The organism is Bacteroidota bacterium, assembly GCA_025059945.1.
In the GTDB taxonomy this organism is placed as follows: domain Bacteria; phylum Bacteroidota; class Rhodothermia; order JANXDC01; family JANXDC01; genus JANXDC01.
Window position 1 is genome coordinate 51,332 of record JANXDC010000003.1, and the last position, 18,011, is coordinate 69,342.

At 62.4% G+C, this 18,011-nt stretch carries 17 protein-coding genes and 1 tRNA gene; 4 read left to right on the forward strand and 14 right to left on the reverse strand.

The window, feature by feature from the left end:
• Window positions 1–5 precede the first annotated feature (5 nt).
• The 10 genes from mnmA to NZ993_01440 form a co-directional block, all read right to left on the reverse strand.
• Window positions 6–1,118: a tRNA 2-thiouridine(34) synthase MnmA gene (mnmA, locus tag NZ993_01395; protein ID MCS7154451.1), complete on the reverse strand. Its 1,113-nt coding sequence runs from the start codon at window positions 1,116–1,118 to the stop codon at window positions 6–8.
• A 59-nt stretch (window positions 1,119–1,177) separates the two neighbouring features.
• Entirely contained in the window at window positions 1,178–2,785 is a 1,608-nt protein-coding gene (locus NZ993_01400; GenBank protein MCS7154452.1) for an ABC transporter permease subunit, read from the reverse strand.
• Entirely contained in the window at window positions 2,767–4,515 is a 1,749-nt protein-coding gene (gene recJ, locus NZ993_01405) for a single-stranded-DNA-specific exonuclease RecJ (protein ID MCS7154453.1), read from the reverse strand. Before recJ ends, NZ993_01400 begins: the two co-directional genes overlap by 19 nt.
• Before the next feature lie 81 nt (window positions 4,516–4,596).
• On the reverse strand, window positions 4,597–5,415 hold the full coding sequence (locus NZ993_01410; GenBank protein MCS7154454.1) for a class I SAM-dependent methyltransferase: 819 nt from the start codon (window positions 5,413–5,415) through the stop codon (window positions 4,597–4,599).
• Window positions 5,385–5,960: an HAD family hydrolase gene (locus tag NZ993_01415; GenBank protein MCS7154455.1), complete on the reverse strand. Its 576-nt coding sequence runs from the start codon at window positions 5,958–5,960 to the stop codon at window positions 5,385–5,387. Before NZ993_01415 ends, NZ993_01410 begins: the two co-directional genes overlap by 31 nt.
• Window positions 5,957–6,559: a D-sedoheptulose 7-phosphate isomerase gene (locus NZ993_01420; protein ID MCS7154456.1), complete on the reverse strand. Its 603-nt coding sequence runs from the start codon at window positions 6,557–6,559 to the stop codon at window positions 5,957–5,959. Before NZ993_01420 ends, NZ993_01415 begins: the two co-directional genes overlap by 4 nt.
• Window positions 6,541–7,659, reverse strand: a complete 1,119-nt coding sequence (locus tag NZ993_01425) for a GHMP kinase (GenBank protein MCS7154457.1) — start codon at window positions 7,657–7,659, stop codon at window positions 6,541–6,543. The genes NZ993_01420 and NZ993_01425 overlap by 19 nt, the downstream gene beginning before the upstream one ends.
• Window positions 7,660–7,828: 169 nt before the next feature.
• Window positions 7,829–8,569, reverse strand: coding sequence for a nucleotidyltransferase family protein (locus tag NZ993_01430; GenBank protein ID MCS7154458.1), 741 nt, complete (start codon window positions 8,567–8,569; stop codon window positions 7,829–7,831).
• On the reverse strand, window positions 8,539–9,687 hold the full coding sequence (locus NZ993_01435; protein ID MCS7154459.1) for a glycosyltransferase: 1,149 nt from the start codon (window positions 9,685–9,687) through the stop codon (window positions 8,539–8,541). Before NZ993_01435 ends, NZ993_01430 begins: the two co-directional genes overlap by 31 nt.
• The gene (locus NZ993_01440; GenBank protein ID MCS7154460.1) at window positions 9,684–10,622 is read right to left on the reverse strand and encodes a glycosyltransferase family 2 protein; all 939 of its coding nucleotides are present in this window, start codon (window positions 10,620–10,622) and stop codon (window positions 9,684–9,686) included. The genes NZ993_01435 and NZ993_01440 overlap by 4 nt, the downstream gene beginning before the upstream one ends.
• A gap of 73 nt (window positions 10,623–10,695) precedes the next feature.
• On the opposite strand from NZ993_01440, the gene NZ993_01445 reads away from it, so the two are divergent.
• Together NZ993_01445 and NZ993_01450 are read left to right on the forward strand one after the other, a co-directional pair.
• Window positions 10,696–10,769 (forward strand) — tRNA-Ile (locus NZ993_01445).
• 38 nt (window positions 10,770–10,807) lie between these two features.
• Complete coding sequence (locus tag NZ993_01450) at window positions 10,808–11,599, forward strand: helical backbone metal receptor (GenBank protein ID MCS7154461.1); 792 nt, start codon at window positions 10,808–10,810, stop codon at window positions 11,597–11,599.
• Between the two features lie 14 nt (window positions 11,600–11,613).
• Here the strand turns inward: NZ993_01450 and NZ993_01455 are convergent, their stop codons facing one another.
• The 3 genes from NZ993_01455 to NZ993_01465 all read right to left on the reverse strand — a co-directional run bounded on the left by NZ993_01455 (window position 11,614) and on the right by NZ993_01465 (window position 14,571).
• Window positions 11,614–12,294, reverse strand: coding sequence for a hypothetical protein (locus NZ993_01455; protein MCS7154462.1), 681 nt, complete (start codon window positions 12,292–12,294; stop codon window positions 11,614–11,616).
• Between the two features lie 187 nt (window positions 12,295–12,481).
• On the reverse strand, window positions 12,482–13,099 hold the full coding sequence (locus NZ993_01460) for a superoxide dismutase (protein MCS7154463.1): 618 nt from the start codon (window positions 13,097–13,099) through the stop codon (window positions 12,482–12,484).
• 80 nt (window positions 13,100–13,179) lie between these two features.
• A complete protein-coding gene (locus tag NZ993_01465) occupies window positions 13,180–14,571 on the reverse strand; it encodes a sigma-54 dependent transcriptional regulator (protein MCS7154464.1) in 1,392 nt (463 codons plus the stop codon).
• Window positions 14,572–14,775: 204 nt separating this feature from the next.
• On the opposite strand from NZ993_01465, the gene NZ993_01470 reads away from it, so the two are divergent.
• Complete coding sequence (locus NZ993_01470; protein ID MCS7154465.1) at window positions 14,776–15,177, forward strand: zinc ribbon domain-containing protein; 402 nt, start codon at window positions 14,776–14,778, stop codon at window positions 15,175–15,177.
• Here NZ993_01470 and NZ993_01475 read toward each other — a convergent pair.
• Entirely contained in the window at window positions 15,174–16,598 is a 1,425-nt protein-coding gene (locus NZ993_01475) for an aldehyde dehydrogenase family protein (protein MCS7154466.1), read from the reverse strand. The two genes, NZ993_01470 and NZ993_01475, sit on opposite strands and share 4 nt — an antisense overlap.
• A gap of 109 nt (window positions 16,599–16,707) precedes the next feature.
• Here NZ993_01475 and NZ993_01480 point away from each other — a divergent pair, with 109 nt between their 5' ends.
• Window positions 16,708–18,003 carry a nodulation protein NfeD gene (locus tag NZ993_01480; protein ID MCS7154467.1) on the forward strand — a complete coding sequence of 432 codons (1,296 nt, stop codon included), beginning with the start codon at window positions 16,708–16,710 and terminating at the stop codon, window positions 18,001–18,003.
• Window positions 18,004–18,011 lie beyond the last annotated feature (8 nt).

Below are 18,011 nucleotides of genomic sequence, written 5' to 3' on the forward strand. Positions count from 1 at the left end.
TTTTATCACACCTCCTCCTGCTCGAGCACCCGCTCGATCCAGGCTCCGGCCACGACCTCATCGGCTTCGTAGAAGACCACGGCCTGCCCCGGGGTGATGGCGCGCCGAGGCTCTGAAAAGTGCACGTATAGGCGGCCCTCCCGCCAGTAGGCCACGCACGGAGCGCCCTCGTCTTTATAGCGGATCTTGGCCCAGCCGGATCGGGGGGTCTCGAAGGGAGGATACTTTACGGCGTTGGCTCCGGTGGCCACAAGGGCCCGATGCAGAAGCTCCGAAGCCTCCCCCACGTACAGCGTGTTGGTTTCGGGCTCAATCCGCGTCACGTACACGGGACGGCCCAGAGCGATGCCCAGTCCTCGGCGTTGGCCGATAGTATAGAAGGGATAGCCCTCATGCGTTCCCACCACAGTGCCATCCCGAAGGCGCATCAGGCCGCCCTGCAGGCGCTCATCGAGCTCCGGAAGGCGGGATCGGAGAAAACGCCGATAGTCGTTATCGGGCACAAAGCAAATCTCGTAGCTATCTCGCTTCTGGGCCACGTGCTCTAGTCCGTATTGTCGGGCCATGGCGCGCACCTCGGCTTTGGTGTAAGCGCCCAGGGGGAAGAGCGTGCGGGCCAGCTGCTCCTGGCTCAACCCCCAAAGGACATAGCTTTGGTCCTTATCCAGGTCCCTGGCGCGCGCCAGCGCATAGCGGCCGCCCTCCTGTCGGATGCGCGCGTAATGACCCGTGGCGATGTAGTCGCAGCCCAACAAGTCAGCCCGGCGCAGCAGGGCGTCCCACTTGATGTGGGTATTGCAGAGCACGCATGGATTGGGGGTGCGACCGGCTAGATAGTCCGAGACAAAGCGTTCGATGACCCAGTCGCCGAACTCCTGACGCAGGTCCACGATGTAGTGCGGAAAGCCTAAGCGTACCGCCACACGGCGGGCATCCTGGATATCGTCCAGGGAGCAGCAGCCCGCGCTTCGGGCCGTGTTGCCGCCGCTGGTGGCGTAGTCCCAGGTTTTCATGGTGATCCCGATCACCTCGTAGCCCTGTTCCTGCAACAGCGCGGCCGCGGTGGAGCTGTCCACTCCCCCGCTCATGGCGACCAGAACCCGACCCAGACGGCTCATAGCTTCGCCTTCGTCTTTTTGCCCTTATACCCCCCTGGCAAAAGCCTCCGTTCCCTGGGCTAGCCCCAGCCGCCCATCCATCGGCTTGGTTGACGAAAAAGCAGGCTCAGCAGGCCAAGAACCAACACAAGCAGCACGCTGTAGGCGGCTGCGGCCCCAAGGTCAAACAGGCGCAGGTAAGAGAAAATCTCTACGCTTACGGGCCGATTGGCGTGCGTGTAAAGCAAAACGGAGGCCACAAACTCCGTGGCCGCTTGCATGAAGATGAGCAGCGCACCTCCCAGAAGAGCCGGAGCGAGCAAGGGCACCACAAGACGGCGCGCCAAATACGAACCGCGAGCGCCCAGCAAGCGAGCGGCCTCCAAGAGGCGCTCATCAAGCGCCTCCAGGCCCGAAGCGGCCGCCTGCACGCCTAGCGGCAAGGTACGCACGCAGTAGGTCAAGGGCAGTATCCAGAAGGTGCCCACCAGCACACCTCCAAGCGCCAAGGGGCTCGGGGCGGAAAAGGCGGCAAGCAGGTTGATGCCCACTACCGTCCCGGGCAGAGCGTAGGGCAAGAGGGCCAAACCCAAAAGCAACCGCCCGGCTCGGAGGCGACGGGCCAAGTAGGCCACCCCCAGCCCCAGCGGAACGACGGCAGCCACGCTTAGGCCGGCCATTTCGAAGCTAGACCAAAGCGGTCTGAGCGTCTCCGGCTCCGCGAACAGACGCCGGTAGTGTTCCAGCGTCCACCGAGGGGACAACCCCGCAAGCCACTGCGCTGGGTTTTCGATACAGGATAAGGCCGCTAACACAAACAAAGGTGCAAGCACGAAAAACGCGTACGCTCCGAAAAAAACCGCCCACAACATTCGGATCCCCTTTCTGGGGCGATATCTCAGGGGCCGGGGGGATCCTTTGGAGGCGGCCCGGCTTGAGAGCGCAAACCGTTCCAGAAGCAGGAACACGCAGAGCCCCACCAAGGCCAATACGACCGATAGGGCCGAGGCGGCGCTCAGATCCCCGTTGAGTTTATAGTAGTAGACTTGGGTTGTCAGAAAGCGCTGATCCGGTGCGAATAGAAGCGGCGCGGTAAAGGAGGACATGGAAAGCAGGAAGACAAGCAGCGCAGCCCTTCGCCAAGCGGGCCACAGCACGGGCGCGGTAATCCGCAAAAAGCGCCGCACCGGCCCGGCCCCCAGCAGGGCCGCCGCCTCCCACCAGGAGGCATCCGCTTGCTCTAGACGGGCCCGAGTGAACAGATACGCGTACGCGTGCAAGGCGTAAACGTGCACCAGCCACACCGCCGATGTGCCCCTGAGGTATCCGCCCAACCACCCCCCTTCTCCCACAAGCAGGTACAAAGCGACCACACCGACAAATGGGGGCAGGGCTAGGGGCAAAGAGGCGAGCACAGAGACCCAGCGATGCCCTGGGGCTTGCAGCACCGCAACACCCCAGGCCAGAAGGGCGCCCAAGAGCAGGGATCCAGCCACGGTGAGCAGGGAGAGCGCAAGCGAACCCCACAGGGCCTCCCAGTTCGCCCAAGAGGAGAAAACCCGGCTAAGAGCCGGAAGCCCAAGGACCCAAACGCGCGTTTGCGGATACAGGACGTAAGCCAGCAACAGCAGCGTCAGGATGAATCCCAACGCCAGCAAGGCGAGCCGGGTTAGCGCGCCCCGTCCCACAGGCTCTTCCCTTTCTCCTGCAGCCGGAGATCGCGCAGCCGCAGTTGGAGGCTTGTGATCCCGTTGAACTGAGTTTCCTCTATGGAGAAGACAATCGCCAGCGGTTTACCCTCTCGGGCTTGGCGCACGATTGGGAAAAACTCATGCATCTGAAAGCCGATTGCCTCAAAAACCGGACCATCAGCCTGCTGAACGGCGAATTTTAGATGTCCCGAACCCACAATCGAGGGAACGGAACGCACCTGAACTTGCTCGGCCACAAAGAGCGGAGGGGGGTTCTGGGGACCATAGGGGGCGAACTGCTTGAGCACCTTCCAGAATCGTGGGGTGATGTCCGTTAGCTTCAAGGGCGCATCGATGCGCAGCTCGGGCACGAGCAGCGCCTCATCCAGGGTTTCCGAAACAACGGCGTTAAAGCGCTCCCGGAGGGCGGGTACGTTGCGCGGTTCCAAGCTCATGCCGGCGGCGTATTTATGCCCCCCGAACTGCAGCAAAAGTCCCTCACAGGCCTTAATAGCGGCGAACAGATCATAGCCGTCGATGCTGCGAGCCGATCCCTTTGCGACCCCCTCGACGGTGGTGAGTAAAATTGTGGGTCTATAAAAGCGTTCCACGATCCGGGAGGCCACGATCCCGATCACGCCAAGCGGCCAATGCGGCCGATGGAGCACAAGCCCTCGATAGCCGCGTGCGATCAGCTCCTCTTCAGCTAGCTGGAGGGCCTCTTCGTGCGTGCGCTCATCCAGCTCGCGGCGCTGCCGATTGAGCCCCTCCAATAGCTCGGCCAGAGGTGCGGCTTCTTGCGGAGAGCGCGCGATCAGAAGTTTCACCGCCACCTCAGCATCGCCCATGCGACCGGCAGCGTTGATGCGGGGGCCGATCACGTAGACGATCTGCTGTGTCGTAAGCTCTCCCAGACGCAGCCCGGCGCGCTCGATCAGAGCCCGCAGCCCCGGCCGCGGGGCTGCGTTGAGCTGTTCCAGGCCTAAGCGCATCAAAATGCGGTTTTCGTCCAGCAGAGGCACGATGTCGGAGGCCGTGGAGACGGCCACCAGATCCAAGTACTCGTTGGCCCAGGAGGGATCCAGGCCCAGTTCCATGAGGGTGGCCTGCATGAGCTTAAAGCCCACCCCGCAGCCTGTGAGCTCCTTGAACGGATACGGGCAGTCCGGGCGCTTGGGATTCAGCACGGCCACTGCCTCAGGCAGGACAGGACCCGGCTCGTGGTGGTCGCAGATGATCAATTCCATACCCCGCCGGCGCGCCTCGCGCGCCTCCTCATGTGCCGTGATGCCGCAATCCAGGGCCACGATCAGACGGGCACGCAGGGCCTCGGCGCGCTCTATGCCGGCTAAGGAAAGCCCGTAGCCTTCGCGATACCGACTCGGCACGAAATAGGAAGCGGGCACGCCCAGAGCCTTCAGAAACGTGTACATCATGGCCGTGGCCGTGGTGCCGTCAACGTCGTAATCGCCGTACACGAGCACGGGCTCCGATCGGCGCACGGCGCTGGCCAGCCGGCGTGCGGCGCGGTCCATATCGCGCATCAAGAAGGGGTCAAAGAGCCCATCTTGCCCAGGCCGGAAAAAGCGGCGCGCTTGTTCGAAACTTTGCACCCCCCGCAGGGCCAGGCTTCGGGCCAGGGCGGGGCTTACGTTGAGCCACTGCACCAGGCGCTCAACAACGGAGGGGTCCTCTGGTTCAAGCAGGCTCCATCGGAAGGGCAGCATGCGCGATATCGGAACGGTTTTGCCTCACGGCTAAAAGAAACGGCCCCGAGCGCACTTTTGCAAGGGATTGCCCCCCCTCGCCTAGGGACTGCAAGCGAGCACAAGAAGCCCAGTACCGCGTTCGTGGCGAAGACGCGCATCGAACCAATGCAATAGCAACCCGATGGGTAGCGCGAGCGCGTAGTAGGGGAGCAGCCAAAACCAATTCCAGGGACGCTCCCAATGCGGAAGGGGCCACCGAATGAGCAGTCGCCACGCCCATTGCCCCGGCAAGCCGTAGGTATAGCGGGCTACCTCGATCCGTAGGCCCAGATTGCGCAGACGCTCGCATAGCTCGGCCAAGTTGTAGCCCTGACGCGCATGTTCGGCGATAAAACCCTCCTGTCCGGGTCTTTCTACTCCGGATCCCCCTTGATCCGAAGGCGTACTGATTAGCAACCGCCCTCCAGGGCGCAACATGGCCGCCATCGTCCGCAGGGCAGCCTCATCATCGGGGATGTGCTCCAGCACATCCACGCACAAGATGAGATCCAAGCAAGCCGAGGGGAGCGCAAAACGGCTCAGGTCGGCCACGACCCAAAGGGCGCGCCCCCGAGCCGCGTTGCGCTCCAACAGGCGCCGGGCGCTGCGCAAATAGCGCTCGTTGAGATCCAGAGCCAAGATGCGCGCCTGGGGCCAGAGCCGAAGCACGCGTCGAACATAAAGGCCAAAGCCCGTTCCGGCATCCAACACCCATAGGGCCTGCTCCGGAGGGATGCGCGCGCGTAAAGAGCGCAGAGCCCGCCGCAGGTGCCAGTTGCGCAAAAACAAAAGCTCAAGCGCGATGTAAAACAGCCCCCCCAGCCAGGGCCTGCGCTGCAGCCACTCGGCTAAGCGATCTTTGAGGGGCTCGTAGCGCATAGGGCGAGAATCTGATCGACGGCCTCGGCTACGTCCGATACGACGTAATGGGCACCCGTATGGGCGGCCTCTTCGGCGCCGTAGCCGGTGAGCACAAGCAGCGTGGTCATACCCAGAGCGCGGCCGGGCTCGATGTCCGTGTTTTTGTCCCCGACGACGAACGAAAGACGCGGATCGATGCGCCAATCCCGCATAGCCCGCTCAAACATGCCCAAGCCGGGCTTGCGCCAAGCGCTATGACGCCGATACGCCGCAACCGCCGCATCCGGATGAAAAGGGCAGTAGTAGAAGGCGTCAATGTGGGCTCCGTAGCGGGCCAGATCCAGCTGCATGCGGGCATGCAACTGCATGACGTCCGCCTCCGTGCATAGGCCGTGTGCCACGGCCGCCTGGTTGGTGAGCACGATCACGCGAAAATTCGCCTCGTTGAGGCGGCGGATGGCCTCGGGCGCACCTCGAATCCAAGCGAAATCCTCCCAGCGGCAGACGTAGTGTCGCTCGACGTTCAGGGTGCCGTCTCGATCCAAAAACACCGCCCGGTTCACGGGACCTCCTTACCAAAGAGCTCGCGTTCTACAATGGCGCAGATCAGATGCCCGCAAAGCTCATGGCCCTCCTGGATGCGGGCCACGTCCATGGAGGGAATGGCCACAAGATAGTCGCACAAGGCCCGAAGCTCCCCTCCTGTGGCCCCCGTAAAGCCCACGGTCACAGCCCCGACGGAGCGGGCCACCTCGAAGGCTCGGATTACGTTTGGAGAGCTGCCGCTTGTGGAAATGCCGATCACCATATCCCGCCGCTCAAGCAGTCCGGCCAGAGGGCGGGCGAAGACCCATTCGTAGCCGAAATCGTTGCCGATCGCGGTAAGCTGCGACGTGTTCGTGGTGAGCGCGATCGCCGGCAGCGCGGGGCGATTGAAATAAAAACGACCCGATAGCTCAGCGGCCCAATGTTGGGCGTCGGCTGCGCTGCCCCCGTTGCCGAACAGATAGACGCGCCCTCCTTCCCGGAAAACACGCACCATGCGCAGGGCGATCTCGACCAAGGTGGGCGTAAGCTCCCGAATCGCCTCCTGCACCCGACGCGCCTCAAGCAGCTGTCCTTCGATCCAGTCCACGTAATGGGCTATCCCTGTCGCGTCCATGTCTGCACGCCTGCATCCGTAAAGCCGAAGTGCACCACCTGAGCCCCGTGATACTCCAGGGCTCGGATCACATCATGCCGTCGGTGAAACTCCGTAAAGAAGAACATGAACCCGCCCCCACCGGCGCCGGAGATCTTGCCTCCGAGCGCTCCGGCCTCGCGCGCGGCCTCGTAGAGCTGGTCGATGTAGGGATTGGAGATCTGCTTGGACATGCGCTTTTTCTCCATCCAGGCCTCATGCAGCAGGCAGCCAAACTCGCGAAATTGGCCCATCAAGAGGGCGCGCTTAAGTTCAAGGGCATATTGCTTGGTGCGGTCCATGGCCTCAACGGCCTCCGGGTCGCCGTGTCGGTAATTTTCGATTTGGCTTTCGATGATTTGCGCCGAGTAGCGGCTTTTGCCCGTGTAGGCGAGCACAAGTGAGTACTCCAGTTCATTGACCCACTCCGGAGGTAGCCGCAAGGGGTTAACCAGCACAAGCTCGCCGTAAAACTCCATGAAGTTAAAGCCGCCAAAGGCGGCCGCATACTGATCCTGCTTGCCGCCCTTGATGTCCAGGTCTTTGCGCTCGATCTCGTAGGCCAGCTGCGCGATCTCGTAGCGATCCAGCCCAAGCTGCAGCCAAGTATCAAAGGCCCCTATTAGGGCTACGACCATGGTTGAGGAGGCGCCTAGACCCGAACCCGGCGGACAGTCGGTGTGCGTGTAGAGATCGAAACTGAGCCGAAGCTGATCCAGCCCTAAGCGTCGGATAACGCCTTTGGCTAAGTCCATCTCGTAGTTAAACGGAGGAGGGCCTTGCTCAACGGTGTAGCTGACGACCTGATCGTAATCGAGCGAACGCAGCGTAATGCGCCCTGTCTCCTGGGGCACGATCGTGACGTAGGCGTATCGGTTGATCGTGGCATTAAGCACCAGTCCCCCGCGCTCATCCGCATACGGGGATACGTCTGTCCCCCCGCCCCCGAAGCTGATCCGAAGCGGGGCTCGGGCTCGGATGATCCGGTCCGTGGCCGTGATCTCCCTCCCTTCGACGCCGCCTTGGGCGCGCTGCAGCATGCGCAGGCCTCTGTCGATTTTGGCCTGAATCCCTGGACTCATGCGCTCACCTCCCCAGTTTGCCTAAAGCGGAAGATCGGGGGCTCGTATCACAATGAGACGCTTAATACACTTCGAATATCACCTTCAGGATTCAGGTTCCGTTCGAGGCCACAGAAGGCCATGCGAACTCAACATAGGCCCGCAACCTCGGCCTTCCCGTTGTGTTTCTTCAAATACCGTGCGCGTCCACCGACCAGCTCTTCAAAAAAGCCTCGGCGCGGGCGTAGTCCTCCGGGGTCCCGATGTCCAGAAAGGCCGCCTCCGGAAAGGGCACCCCGTATAGACCGCGACCCACCCAACGGGGGAAGACGTCCCACTCTAGAGAGCAAGGGCCGGATTCGGCTATCCTCGCCGCAAAGGAGCGCTCCAGAACGTACACACCGGCGTTGATCCATGCGGGCCCGATTGCGGAGGCTTTCTCGATAAAAGCTTCCACGCGGTGGTCTTGCGCGTTTATGCGCACGCTCCCGTAACGATCTGTCTGTTCGGAGCGCACCAGCGCGATCGTGGCTTGAGCGTCGGGTCTGTCAAGGTGCTCCTCCAGAAGCCTGCGCAAGGATCCCGTAAAGAAGGTATCCCCGTTGAGTACGAAGCTCCGCCTAAGGTCTGGGATCCGAGAGAAGACATGCGCGATAGCGCCCCCCGTGCCTAACGGCTCCGGGTCCCGGATCGAAGTCAACGAAAGGCCCCAGGCCGACCCATCCCCAACGAAGGCCTCCAGTTGTTCGGCCCCGAAGCCCGTGCTCAAGAACACACGCCGAACGCCCTGAGCACGCAGATGGCGCAACAGATAATCCAAAAAGGGCCTCCCCGCGATAGGGGCCAGCACCTTAGGCCGCCCCCCCAGAACCGACCTCAGCCGGGTTCCCAGACCGCCGGCTAGTACGATGGCGGACAGCTCATCGCGCATGGTTGGCTTAAGGCTTCAATCGCCTGCGCCAGTTGCTCCCAGCTGTGACGGCGCTTGGCCTCGCGCAGGGCTTGTCCAAAATACGCGGGCCCAAGTTCCCGGAAAAAACGCACCATCGCCGCGGCCATGGCCTCCGCATCGGCGGGGGGCACGAGCATTCCCTTATCGGGTTCGACCAGCTCAGGAAGCCCGCCTACGGCCGTGGCCAGCAGGGGGCGCTCAAAATGCAGCGCAATGAGCCCCACCCCGCTTTGGGTCGCCTCCAGGTACGGCAAGACCACCAGATCGGCCGCGGAAAAGAAAAGTCCCACCTGCTCGTTGGGCACGTATTCGGGGTAGAAACGAACGGCCTCCTGCAGGCCCAGACGGCGCGCAAGCTCCTTGTACGGACGGGGATCTTCGTAGAACTCCCCCACCACAAGCCCCATCAACTCCGGTATGTGTCTTCGAGCTCGGGAGGCGGCCTCAAGCAGCACCCCCAGGCCCTTGTACGGACGCACGTAGCCGAAGAAAAGCCACAGGGGGGCCGATTCGGGAAGCCCGAGGCGGCTTCGAGCCTCCTCTTGGGCTATGGGATCCCCGAAGAGCGTGTAGGCGGGATGAGGCACCAGGCAAGAGGGGCGCTCCAGGCCGAGCCGACGCACGTCCTCGGCCACGGTCCGGGACATGAACACAAAGGCCTCACAGGAACGCAGAAAAAAGCGGCTAAGCTGGCGATCCCCCGGGTGACGCTCATGAGGCAAGGCGTTGTCCACGATCGCCAGTACGCGCAGCTTATGGCGACGAAGCAAGCGGGCCATGACGCCGAAGGCGGGGGCAAAAAAAGGCATCCAGTACCGAAACACCGCGACCTGCGCCCCCTGGGCGCAGATCCATCGCGACGCCTCAAACCACGTCCAGGGGGCAAGCGTATCGATAAGACGCACGCCCGGCAGGGCATCCGACCGCGGCCGGTCATACTGGGTGCGGCCCGGAAACAGAAAATCCGGATACTGCCGGCGAAAACTCACCAGCAGGGGCTCATGCCCCCGAGCCTGCAGGGCCCGGTAGAGCGCCTCCTGAAAGTGCACAAGCCCCCCCCGATACGGATAGGCCGGACCGATAAGGGCGATCCTCACACCAGCTCCTCCCGCACTTCGTAGGCCCTGCGCTCCATTTCGGGCCGAATGATCATCTCCCCCAGCAGGCCCGTGGCGAAAAACTGCACCCCCAAGATGAGAAGCAAGATGCCCAAAAACAGCAGGGGGCGGTTGCTCAAAGGTCTTCCCCGCAACCACTCCAACGTCAGATAGCCGCTGATCAGCAGCCCAAGTAGCATAAAACCCGTGCCCAGGGTGCCGAAGAAGTGCATGGGCCGGCGCACGTAGCGGGTCAGAAACGTGACGGCGATGAGATCCAAGAAGCCGTTGATGAAACGGCTCGGCCCGAATTTCGTCCGGCCGTATTTGCGGGGATGATGTCGGACGGGTTTTTCCGTGATCCGCTCAAAGCCCTCCCATTTGGCCAGCACGGGGATATAGCGGTGCATCTCCCCATAAAGCCGGATCTGGCGCACGACCTCGAGCCGATACGCCTTAAGGCCGCAGTTGAAATCGTGCAGCGGGATGCCGGATACGATGCGCGTAACCCAGTTGAAAAACCGCGAAGGAACCGTCTTCGAGGGCGGATCCCGACGATTCTGCTTCCAGCCGCTGACAAGATCATAGCCCCGCTCCAGGAGCGCGATAAGGCCCGGGATTTCGCGGGGGTCGTCCTGCAAGTCCGCATCCATCGTGACCACGTATCGACCTTGAGCGCGGCTAAAACCGGCGGCCAAGGCGGCGGACTTGCCGTAGTTGCGCCGCAAACGCACGCCCTTAAAGGCGGGGTTCTGCCGGTGCAGCCGCTCGATAACGGACCACGATTCGTCCGTGGAGCCGTCATCGACAAACCAGACCTCATAGGCATAACCGGCCTGTTCGCAGACCTCCTGGATCAAATGAGCCAGCTCCGGCAGCGAAGGCGCCTCGTTGAACAAGGGAACGACGATGGACAAATCCGGCTGCTCCGACATGCTCCCCTCTCTGCCTAAAGAGCCATTGCGAAGATACGGGCCTTGGGCTATCTTTACTTGCCTCTCTATAGCAGGGCCCGTAGCTCAATCGGTCAGAGCAGCGGACTCATAATCCGTTGGTTGCAGGTTCGAGTCCTGCCGGGCCCACTACGCTCTCCATAAACGGACGAAGGCCGATCCTTGCGATGACCCAGCACACGGACGCGCTAGGTCGCACGGTTTATGTGGCGGCTCCTCCGCAGCGCATCGTCAGCCTGGTGCCGAGCTTAACGGAGACGCTCTATGCTCTTGGGCTAGGGGAGCGCATCGTAGGGGTTACGCGCTTCTGCGTACACCCGCCGGAGGCGCGTCGCGCAAAACCGATCGTGGGCGGCACCAAGGCGCTCCACCTGGAGCGCATTCGGGAGCTAAGACCCGACCTTATTGTGGCCAATCAAGAAGAGAACCGACGCGAAGACATCGAAACCTTAGAGCGAGACTTTGCCGTCTACGTAACGGTCGTGCGTACGATCCCGGAGGCCATCGACATGATTCGAGCCCTGGGGATCGTCACGGGGGCCCAGGCGCGCGCCGAGGAGCTAGTGTGTGCCGTCGAAGCCGCTCAATCGGCCATCGGGCGACTGCCTCGCCTGGGGCGAGCCTTGTACTTGATTTGGCGCGAGCCCTACATGAGCGTGGGGCGCGATACGTTTATCCACGCCATGCTGGAGGCGGCCGGCCTGGAGAACGCCTGCGCGGACCAGAGCCGCTATCCCGTTTTGGAGGCGGAGGCGATCCGGGAGCTACGCCCGGACTACGTACTACTGCCCTCCGAGCCGTATCGGTTCAAGCCGGAGCATGAGGCCGAGTTGCGCACGCTGCTACCGGAAACGCCCATCGTGCGCGTCAACGGAGAGCTTTTCAGCTGGTACGGAGCCCGGATGCGTGAGGCCTTTCCCTACCTGCAAGACCTCCACCGGCGGCTCGCTGCTCGGTAGGACGCACGCCCGCGCTACTGAAAGAGCCTCTTATCGACCGGAATGTTCAGCTCGATTTTCGTAAAGGTCAGCTTCTGCACGCTCTGCCCGTCTACGGTGATCTCTAACTCGTGAGGCAGCAGCACCGAACCTACTTTGCGGTAATGGCGCAGGTAGTTCCATACCACACCTTGGGGGGTTGTGCTCTCGGAGGCCACAAGCAGTTTGGAATGTACCTCAAAATACAACTTGGAGGTGCTGCCTTCATGTTCTACATGCACAATGTGCACGGGGGTCCCGTTGAGCTCCCCCCGCTCAAGCTTTACGAAGCGGTAGCTAGTATCCCGGAGCATCCAGAGCTCCGGGCGCGGGCCCCGGACCTGGTGAGCAAAGTTGATCACGGGCATCTCTTGGCGCCCGTGCGGGGTCTGCATCCAGGCCTTTTCGGGGGTCACGACTTGGCTAAGCTCCATAGGTCCCATTGGGGTGCCGAGCACGAGGTCGTTGCGCATGTATCCGGGGTAGAGCAGAACCATGGTCATTTTCCCCGAAATGGGCATCCCCTGGGTCATCATTTGGAGCTCCACCTCCTGACGTAACGAGGTGATCTGCTCCCAGGCGCTGCCGCCGGTGGCTTCCAAGAAAGCCTCCACCACCCCTCGGGGGGAGAGCGGGTTTTGGGCCTGAGCGGCGCCGATTCCTGCTAGTACGAACAAACACGCCTTCCATATGGGGCGCATGGGCCTGACTCCTTGTGTTTTTGGGTTACCGCCCCCCCCTCGGGGATCTCAAGACGGGATTGCAGGCTTGTCCCAAACGCCGGGAGGACTCAACATCAAAGGTTGCGTGCGGATGCGGGCAAACGCAATAACGAAAAAGCCCGCTTAAGCGGGCTCTTCTAGATCAGCGCCGCATGGCCTCCGCGAAGCGTCGTGCGACCTCTTCCCAATTGACCACGTGCCACCAGTTTTCAACGTATTCGGCGCGACGGTTCTGATACTTCAGGTAATAGGCGTGCTCCCAAACGTCTAGCCCCAAAATAGGCATATGGCCTTCCATGAGGGGGCTATCCTGATTGGCCGTGGAATAGACTTGCAGCTGGCCGTTTGCATCCAGCACCAGCCAAGCCCAACCGCTTCCAAAGCGCCCCAGAGCGGTTTGGGTGAAGAGATCACGAAAGGCCGCAAACGAGCCGAAGCGGCTCGCGATCGCCTCCGCCAAAGCCCCCGTGGGTTCACCCCCACCGTTGGGCTTCATGATGGTCCAGAAGAGGCTGTGATTCGCATGCCCGCCGCCGTGGTTGCGCACAGCCGGGCGGATGTCCTCGGGCACCTCTCCGATGCGGCGCAGTAGATCCTCGATGGATTCGTATCGGAAGTCCGGATGCTTTTCCAGTGCCTTGTTCAGGTTGTCGATGTAGCCCTGATGATGTTTCGTGTGGTGGATCTCCATCGTGCGCGCATCAATGTAGGGCTCAAGGGCATCATACGGATACGGCAACGGGGGCAGGGTAAAGGCCATGGTTGCACCTCCTAGCTAAGTACCGTTCTCTCCCCGCAGGATGGCATCCCCGGGCTCAAGCAGACCTACCCGTGAACGCTCTAGGCCCGCGCCAGGTTTCCCACCTCATCTAGGCCGTATCGCTTACGCTTCTCCCAAAGCGTCTTTTTGCTGATGCCCAGTAGCTCGGCCACTTCGGAGTAGTTGCCTCGGAAAGTCGCAAGGATATGCTTGATGTAGGCTTTTTCGAGCTCCTCTAGGGTGCCTCCAGAGGGAAAACAGAAGAGCTGCTCCGTATCCATGGGGGGCCGTAAGGCTTCGGGGCTGCTGATCATGAGATCCTCTGCATCCAGATACGCGCCTTGGGCGAAGATCATAGCCCGCTCGATTACGTTGCGCAGCTCCCGCACGTTGCCGGGCCAGCTATGGGCCAGCAGGCGGTCTTCGGCCGCCTCCGTCATGCCGCGCACCTGTTTGCCCAACTCGCGGTTGTAGTGTGCAATAAAAGCCTGGGCGATGCTCAAGACGTCGCGGCCCATGCTTCGCAAGGGCGGCAGGGAGATCGAGATCACGTTGAGCCGATAATAGAGGTCCTTGCGGAAGGCCTTTTCGGAGACCCGCTGCTCCAGATCGGCGTTGGTGGCCGCGATCACGCGCGTATCGACTTCGATTTCCTCCAGCCCGCCCAGACGTCGGAAGGTGCGCGTCTCCAAAAACGCCAAGAGCTTGGCCTGCAGGGCCGGGCTCATGGAATCGATCTCATCCAAAAAGACCGTGCCTCCGTCGGCCTGCTCCAAAAGACCGGGCTTGGCCTGCCGGGCGTCCGTGAAAGCCCCTTTTTCGTAGCCGAAAAGCTCGGCCTCCAGGAGGTTATCCGGAACGGCCGCGCAGTTGATCTCCAAAAACCGACCCTGACGACGCGGGCTGGTATAGTGGATGATCCGGGCCACGAGGTTTTTGCCCGTGCCCGTTTCGCCCCTCAGCAGAACCGTGGAGTTGGGCACATGACGCAGCTGCTCTAGAACAGCGCGGACTTGGCGAATCGGAGGGCTGGAGCCGATCAGCGCCTCAAACCCGTAGCGTACCTCCTGCTCCCGGCGTACCTCCACGAGCTCCTTGCGGAAGGCGTATACCTCCAGGGCCCGCCCCACGAGCGCGCGCATCTCCTCTAGATTTACCGGCTTAGGCAAGTAATGGAAGGCCCCAAGCCGCATGGCCTCTACGGCCGTCTGCACCGAACTGTGCGCCGTCATGATGATCACGGGCACGGACTCGTTGAGCTGGCGCATGCGCTGGATGAGCTCCAGCCCGTTCATGTCCGGCATCAACAGGTCGGCCAAGATGAGATCGGGCATCTGGCCGCGTTCGATGACCTCGAACATGTGTAGGGGGCTCAGAAAACTCTCCGCCCGATAGCCGTCGCGCCGCAATACGGCGGTGAACAGCTCGCCGATTTTGGGTTCGTCGTCAACGACGAAAATCGTGGCTTTCATGCGTGCCTCCCGATCACCCTCACCACTGGGTTACAAAACGTAACGGACAGACGCGTCCGCATATCGGTTATCGGCCTACGCCGGCTTCGGCTTAAATCGTCCAGCTGGTTCTTGCCGGGTCGGTTTTCGTTTCGTAATGCGTTTGGCTTGCCTCGGAGCTGATGTGTATTTTTCCCCAGCGCCAACGCGGAGGAAGCACCGCCAATGCCCATCTACGAATACCGCTGCCAGGCCTGCCAACGGCGTTTTGCGATCTTCGTGCGCCGCATCACCGAAGAGGTGCACCCCGCCTGTCCGCAATGCGGCGCCCAAGACGTGCGACGGCTCATCTCGCGCGTGGCCATCGTACACAGCGAAGAGGCGCACCTGGATAAACTGGCCGATCCCGGCGCGCTCGGAGACGTGGACGAAAACGACCCCCGATCCGTCGCCCGCTGGATGCGGCGCATGGAGGGCATGCTGGGCGAGGACCTGGGAGAAGAGTTTCACGAGATGCTGGACCGGCTCGAGGCGGGCGAGGATCCCGAGACGATCGAGCGGGAGTTCTCGGAGCGTGAGGGCGGCTCCGAAAAGGAAAGCTCAAGCGGCGATTACGAGTACTTCTAACGGAGAAGCCTCCGAAAAAGGGGCCTCTTGGCTGCCTCATACGGAGGATAGCGCAGCCTTACGTCCCCCGCAAAGGGGCGCAGGAGCACCGCCTGTTCGTAAGTGAAGCACTCCCAAGAGGCCTTGCCTCGGTAGCGGCCCAACCCGCTTTGGCCGATCCCGCCAAAAGGAAAACGCGGAGAGGCGAGCTGCAGCACCACATCGTTTACGCAGCCGCCCCCGAAGCGCACCGACTCTTGCAGGCGCTGCGCAAATCCGGGGTTTCGGCTAAAAACGTATAGGGCCAGCGGATCGGGCCGGCTTCGCAGAAAACTTACGGCCTCTTCCGGGTTCTCATACGGCAACACGGGCAAAATGGGCCCGAAAATCTCCTCTTGCATCACGGGCGCCTCCGGAGGCACCTCCACGAGCACGGTGGGGGCTATGTAGCGCTCCGAAGCATCAAGCTGGCCGCCATAGTAGACCCGACCCTGCCTGAGATAGGCCACTAGACGAGCGAAATGCTGCTCGTTTACGATCCTGCCGTAATCCGGATGCCGCTGAGGCGCATCCCCGTAGAGGGCTCGGATGGCCTTCACAAGGGCCTCCAGAAAGGCCTCGTATAGGCGGCGATCGACCAGCACATAATCCGGGGCCAAGCACACCTGGCCGGCGTTGAGAAACTTACCCCAGGCGATACGCCGAGCGGCGGTCTGAAGCTCAACCTGAGCATCTACCACACAAGGACTTTTGCCCCCCAATTCGAGCGTGCACGGGGTAAGATGCCGGGCTGCGGCCTCGTAGACGAACCGGCCCGTCGCAGGGCCTCCGGTGAAGAAAACATAATCCCAGCGCAGCTCAAGTAGTGCCCGCGCCAGCTCCGGCCCGCCCTCGAAAACGGCCACATAATCTGGCGAAAAAGCCGACTCCAACATCAGGCGCAGCACACCGGCGCTATTGGGGGCCAGCTCCGAGGGTTTAAGCGCCACCGCATTGCCCGCCGCCAGGGCGCCCGCAAGGGGAAGCAAGGAAAGCAGCACGGGAAAGTTCCACGGAGCGATTACGAGCACCACGCCATAGGGTGCGCGCCTAATCCGTATCCAGCCGGGCTGTTGCACCAAGGAACCCAGTCGCCAGCGGGGGCGCATCCAAAACGGCAGCCAATGCCGCAGGTAGCGGATCTCCTGGCGCACAAGTCCGATCTCCGTAAAGTAGGCCTCAACCGGGCTTTTGCCCAGATCCCGATGCAGCGCCTCCAGTAGAAGCGGCTCATGGCGCTTTAAGGCATCCAGCAGCGCCCCAAGGGCCCCTAGGCGCGCCTTAAGGGGGAGGCTCTGGCCGGATTCGAAAGTCCGCCGAAGGGCCGCTAGCCTGTCGGCCGGCGTTCCCCCCGGAAGTTGCTCTCGAGCCAAAGCAGCTGGGCTTTGCCCTGTAGCGCTCATCTTCGCTCTGAGGATACGCAATTTGCCTTGTGGACGCAAACCCACTGCGAGCTTGCTTTTGGTGTGCAGATGATTATTTTCACCCCAAACCCCCCTGAACAGGCCCGTTATGAGCATGTTCTGGCCGCTCATCCTGGGGATCGCACTTGCAGCGGAGGCGCCGCGTCCGCAGCGCGTCTACTGGCTTGAGGTGCGGGGTGCGATCGGGCCCGCTGTGGTCGAGTACATAGAGCGTGGTCTGAAGGAGGCCGAAGCCGATTCCGCGCTGCTTGTGATCGCCCTCGACACGCCAGGGGGGCTGTTGGAGTCCACGCGGGCGATCGTGCAGCGGCTGCTTAATGCGCGCGCGCCCGTGGTCGTCTTCGTCCACCCCAGCGGGGCGCGGGCTGGATCGGCCGGCGTCTTCATCACGCTCGCCGCTCACGTGGCCGCCATGGCGCCCGGCACCAACATCGGCGCCGCGCATCCTGTCGGGTTGGGAGGAGCGGCGGACACGGCCTCGGTGATGATGGAGAAAGCCACAAACGACGCTGCGGCTTTCGCCCGGGCTGTGGCCGCGCGCCGGGGCCGCAACGTCGCCTGGGCTGAAGAGGCGGTGCGCCGCAGCCTATCGAGCTCGGAGACCGAGGCCCTTGAGGCGGGCGCCATAGATCTGGTGGCCTCATCGGCCAAAGAGCTGCTCGAGCAGTTGCACGGCCGCCTGGTGCAGCTCCCGCAGGGAGCCGTGCGCCTGCGCACGAGCGGGGCCGAGATCGAAAGCCGGCCCATGAACCTTCGAGAACGCGTGCTGGCTGTGCTTAGCGACCCCAACGTGGCCTATTTGCTGCTGCTGGTGGGCTTTTACGGGATCTTATTTGAGCTTTACAACCCAGGGGCGCTCCTACCCGGGATCTTGGGCGCGATCGCGCTGATCGTAGCCGGATACGCCTTGCAGATGCTGCCCGTCAATTATGCGGGCCTAGCCCTTATCGCCTTAGCCATCGGACTGTTTATCGCGGAGATCAAGGTCGCCAGCTACGGGCTGCTTACCCTCGGCGGACTCGTCTCGCTGGCCCTAGGCTCGCTTATGCTGTTTCGCTCTAGCCCCGCAGGCGAGATCGCCATCTCCCTGCCCACCCTCTTAGTGGGGCTGGGGGCGACGGCCGGCTTTTTCCTGTTCGTGCTCGCCATGGGGCTGCGGGCGCAGCGGCGTCCGCCGCAGACGGGCTCCGAGGCTCTGCTCGGAGCAGAGGGGATCGTCATCAGCCCGATTCGCCCCCCGGATGTGGGGCAGGTGCGCGTGCACGGGGAGATCTGGGAGGCGGCCTCCGAAGCGCCGCTTGAGGCGGGCACATCGGTGCGTGTGCGTGCCATCCAGGATCTGACCCTGTGGGTAGAGGCGATACCGCCACGGGAAACGAATTAGCGGGGAGC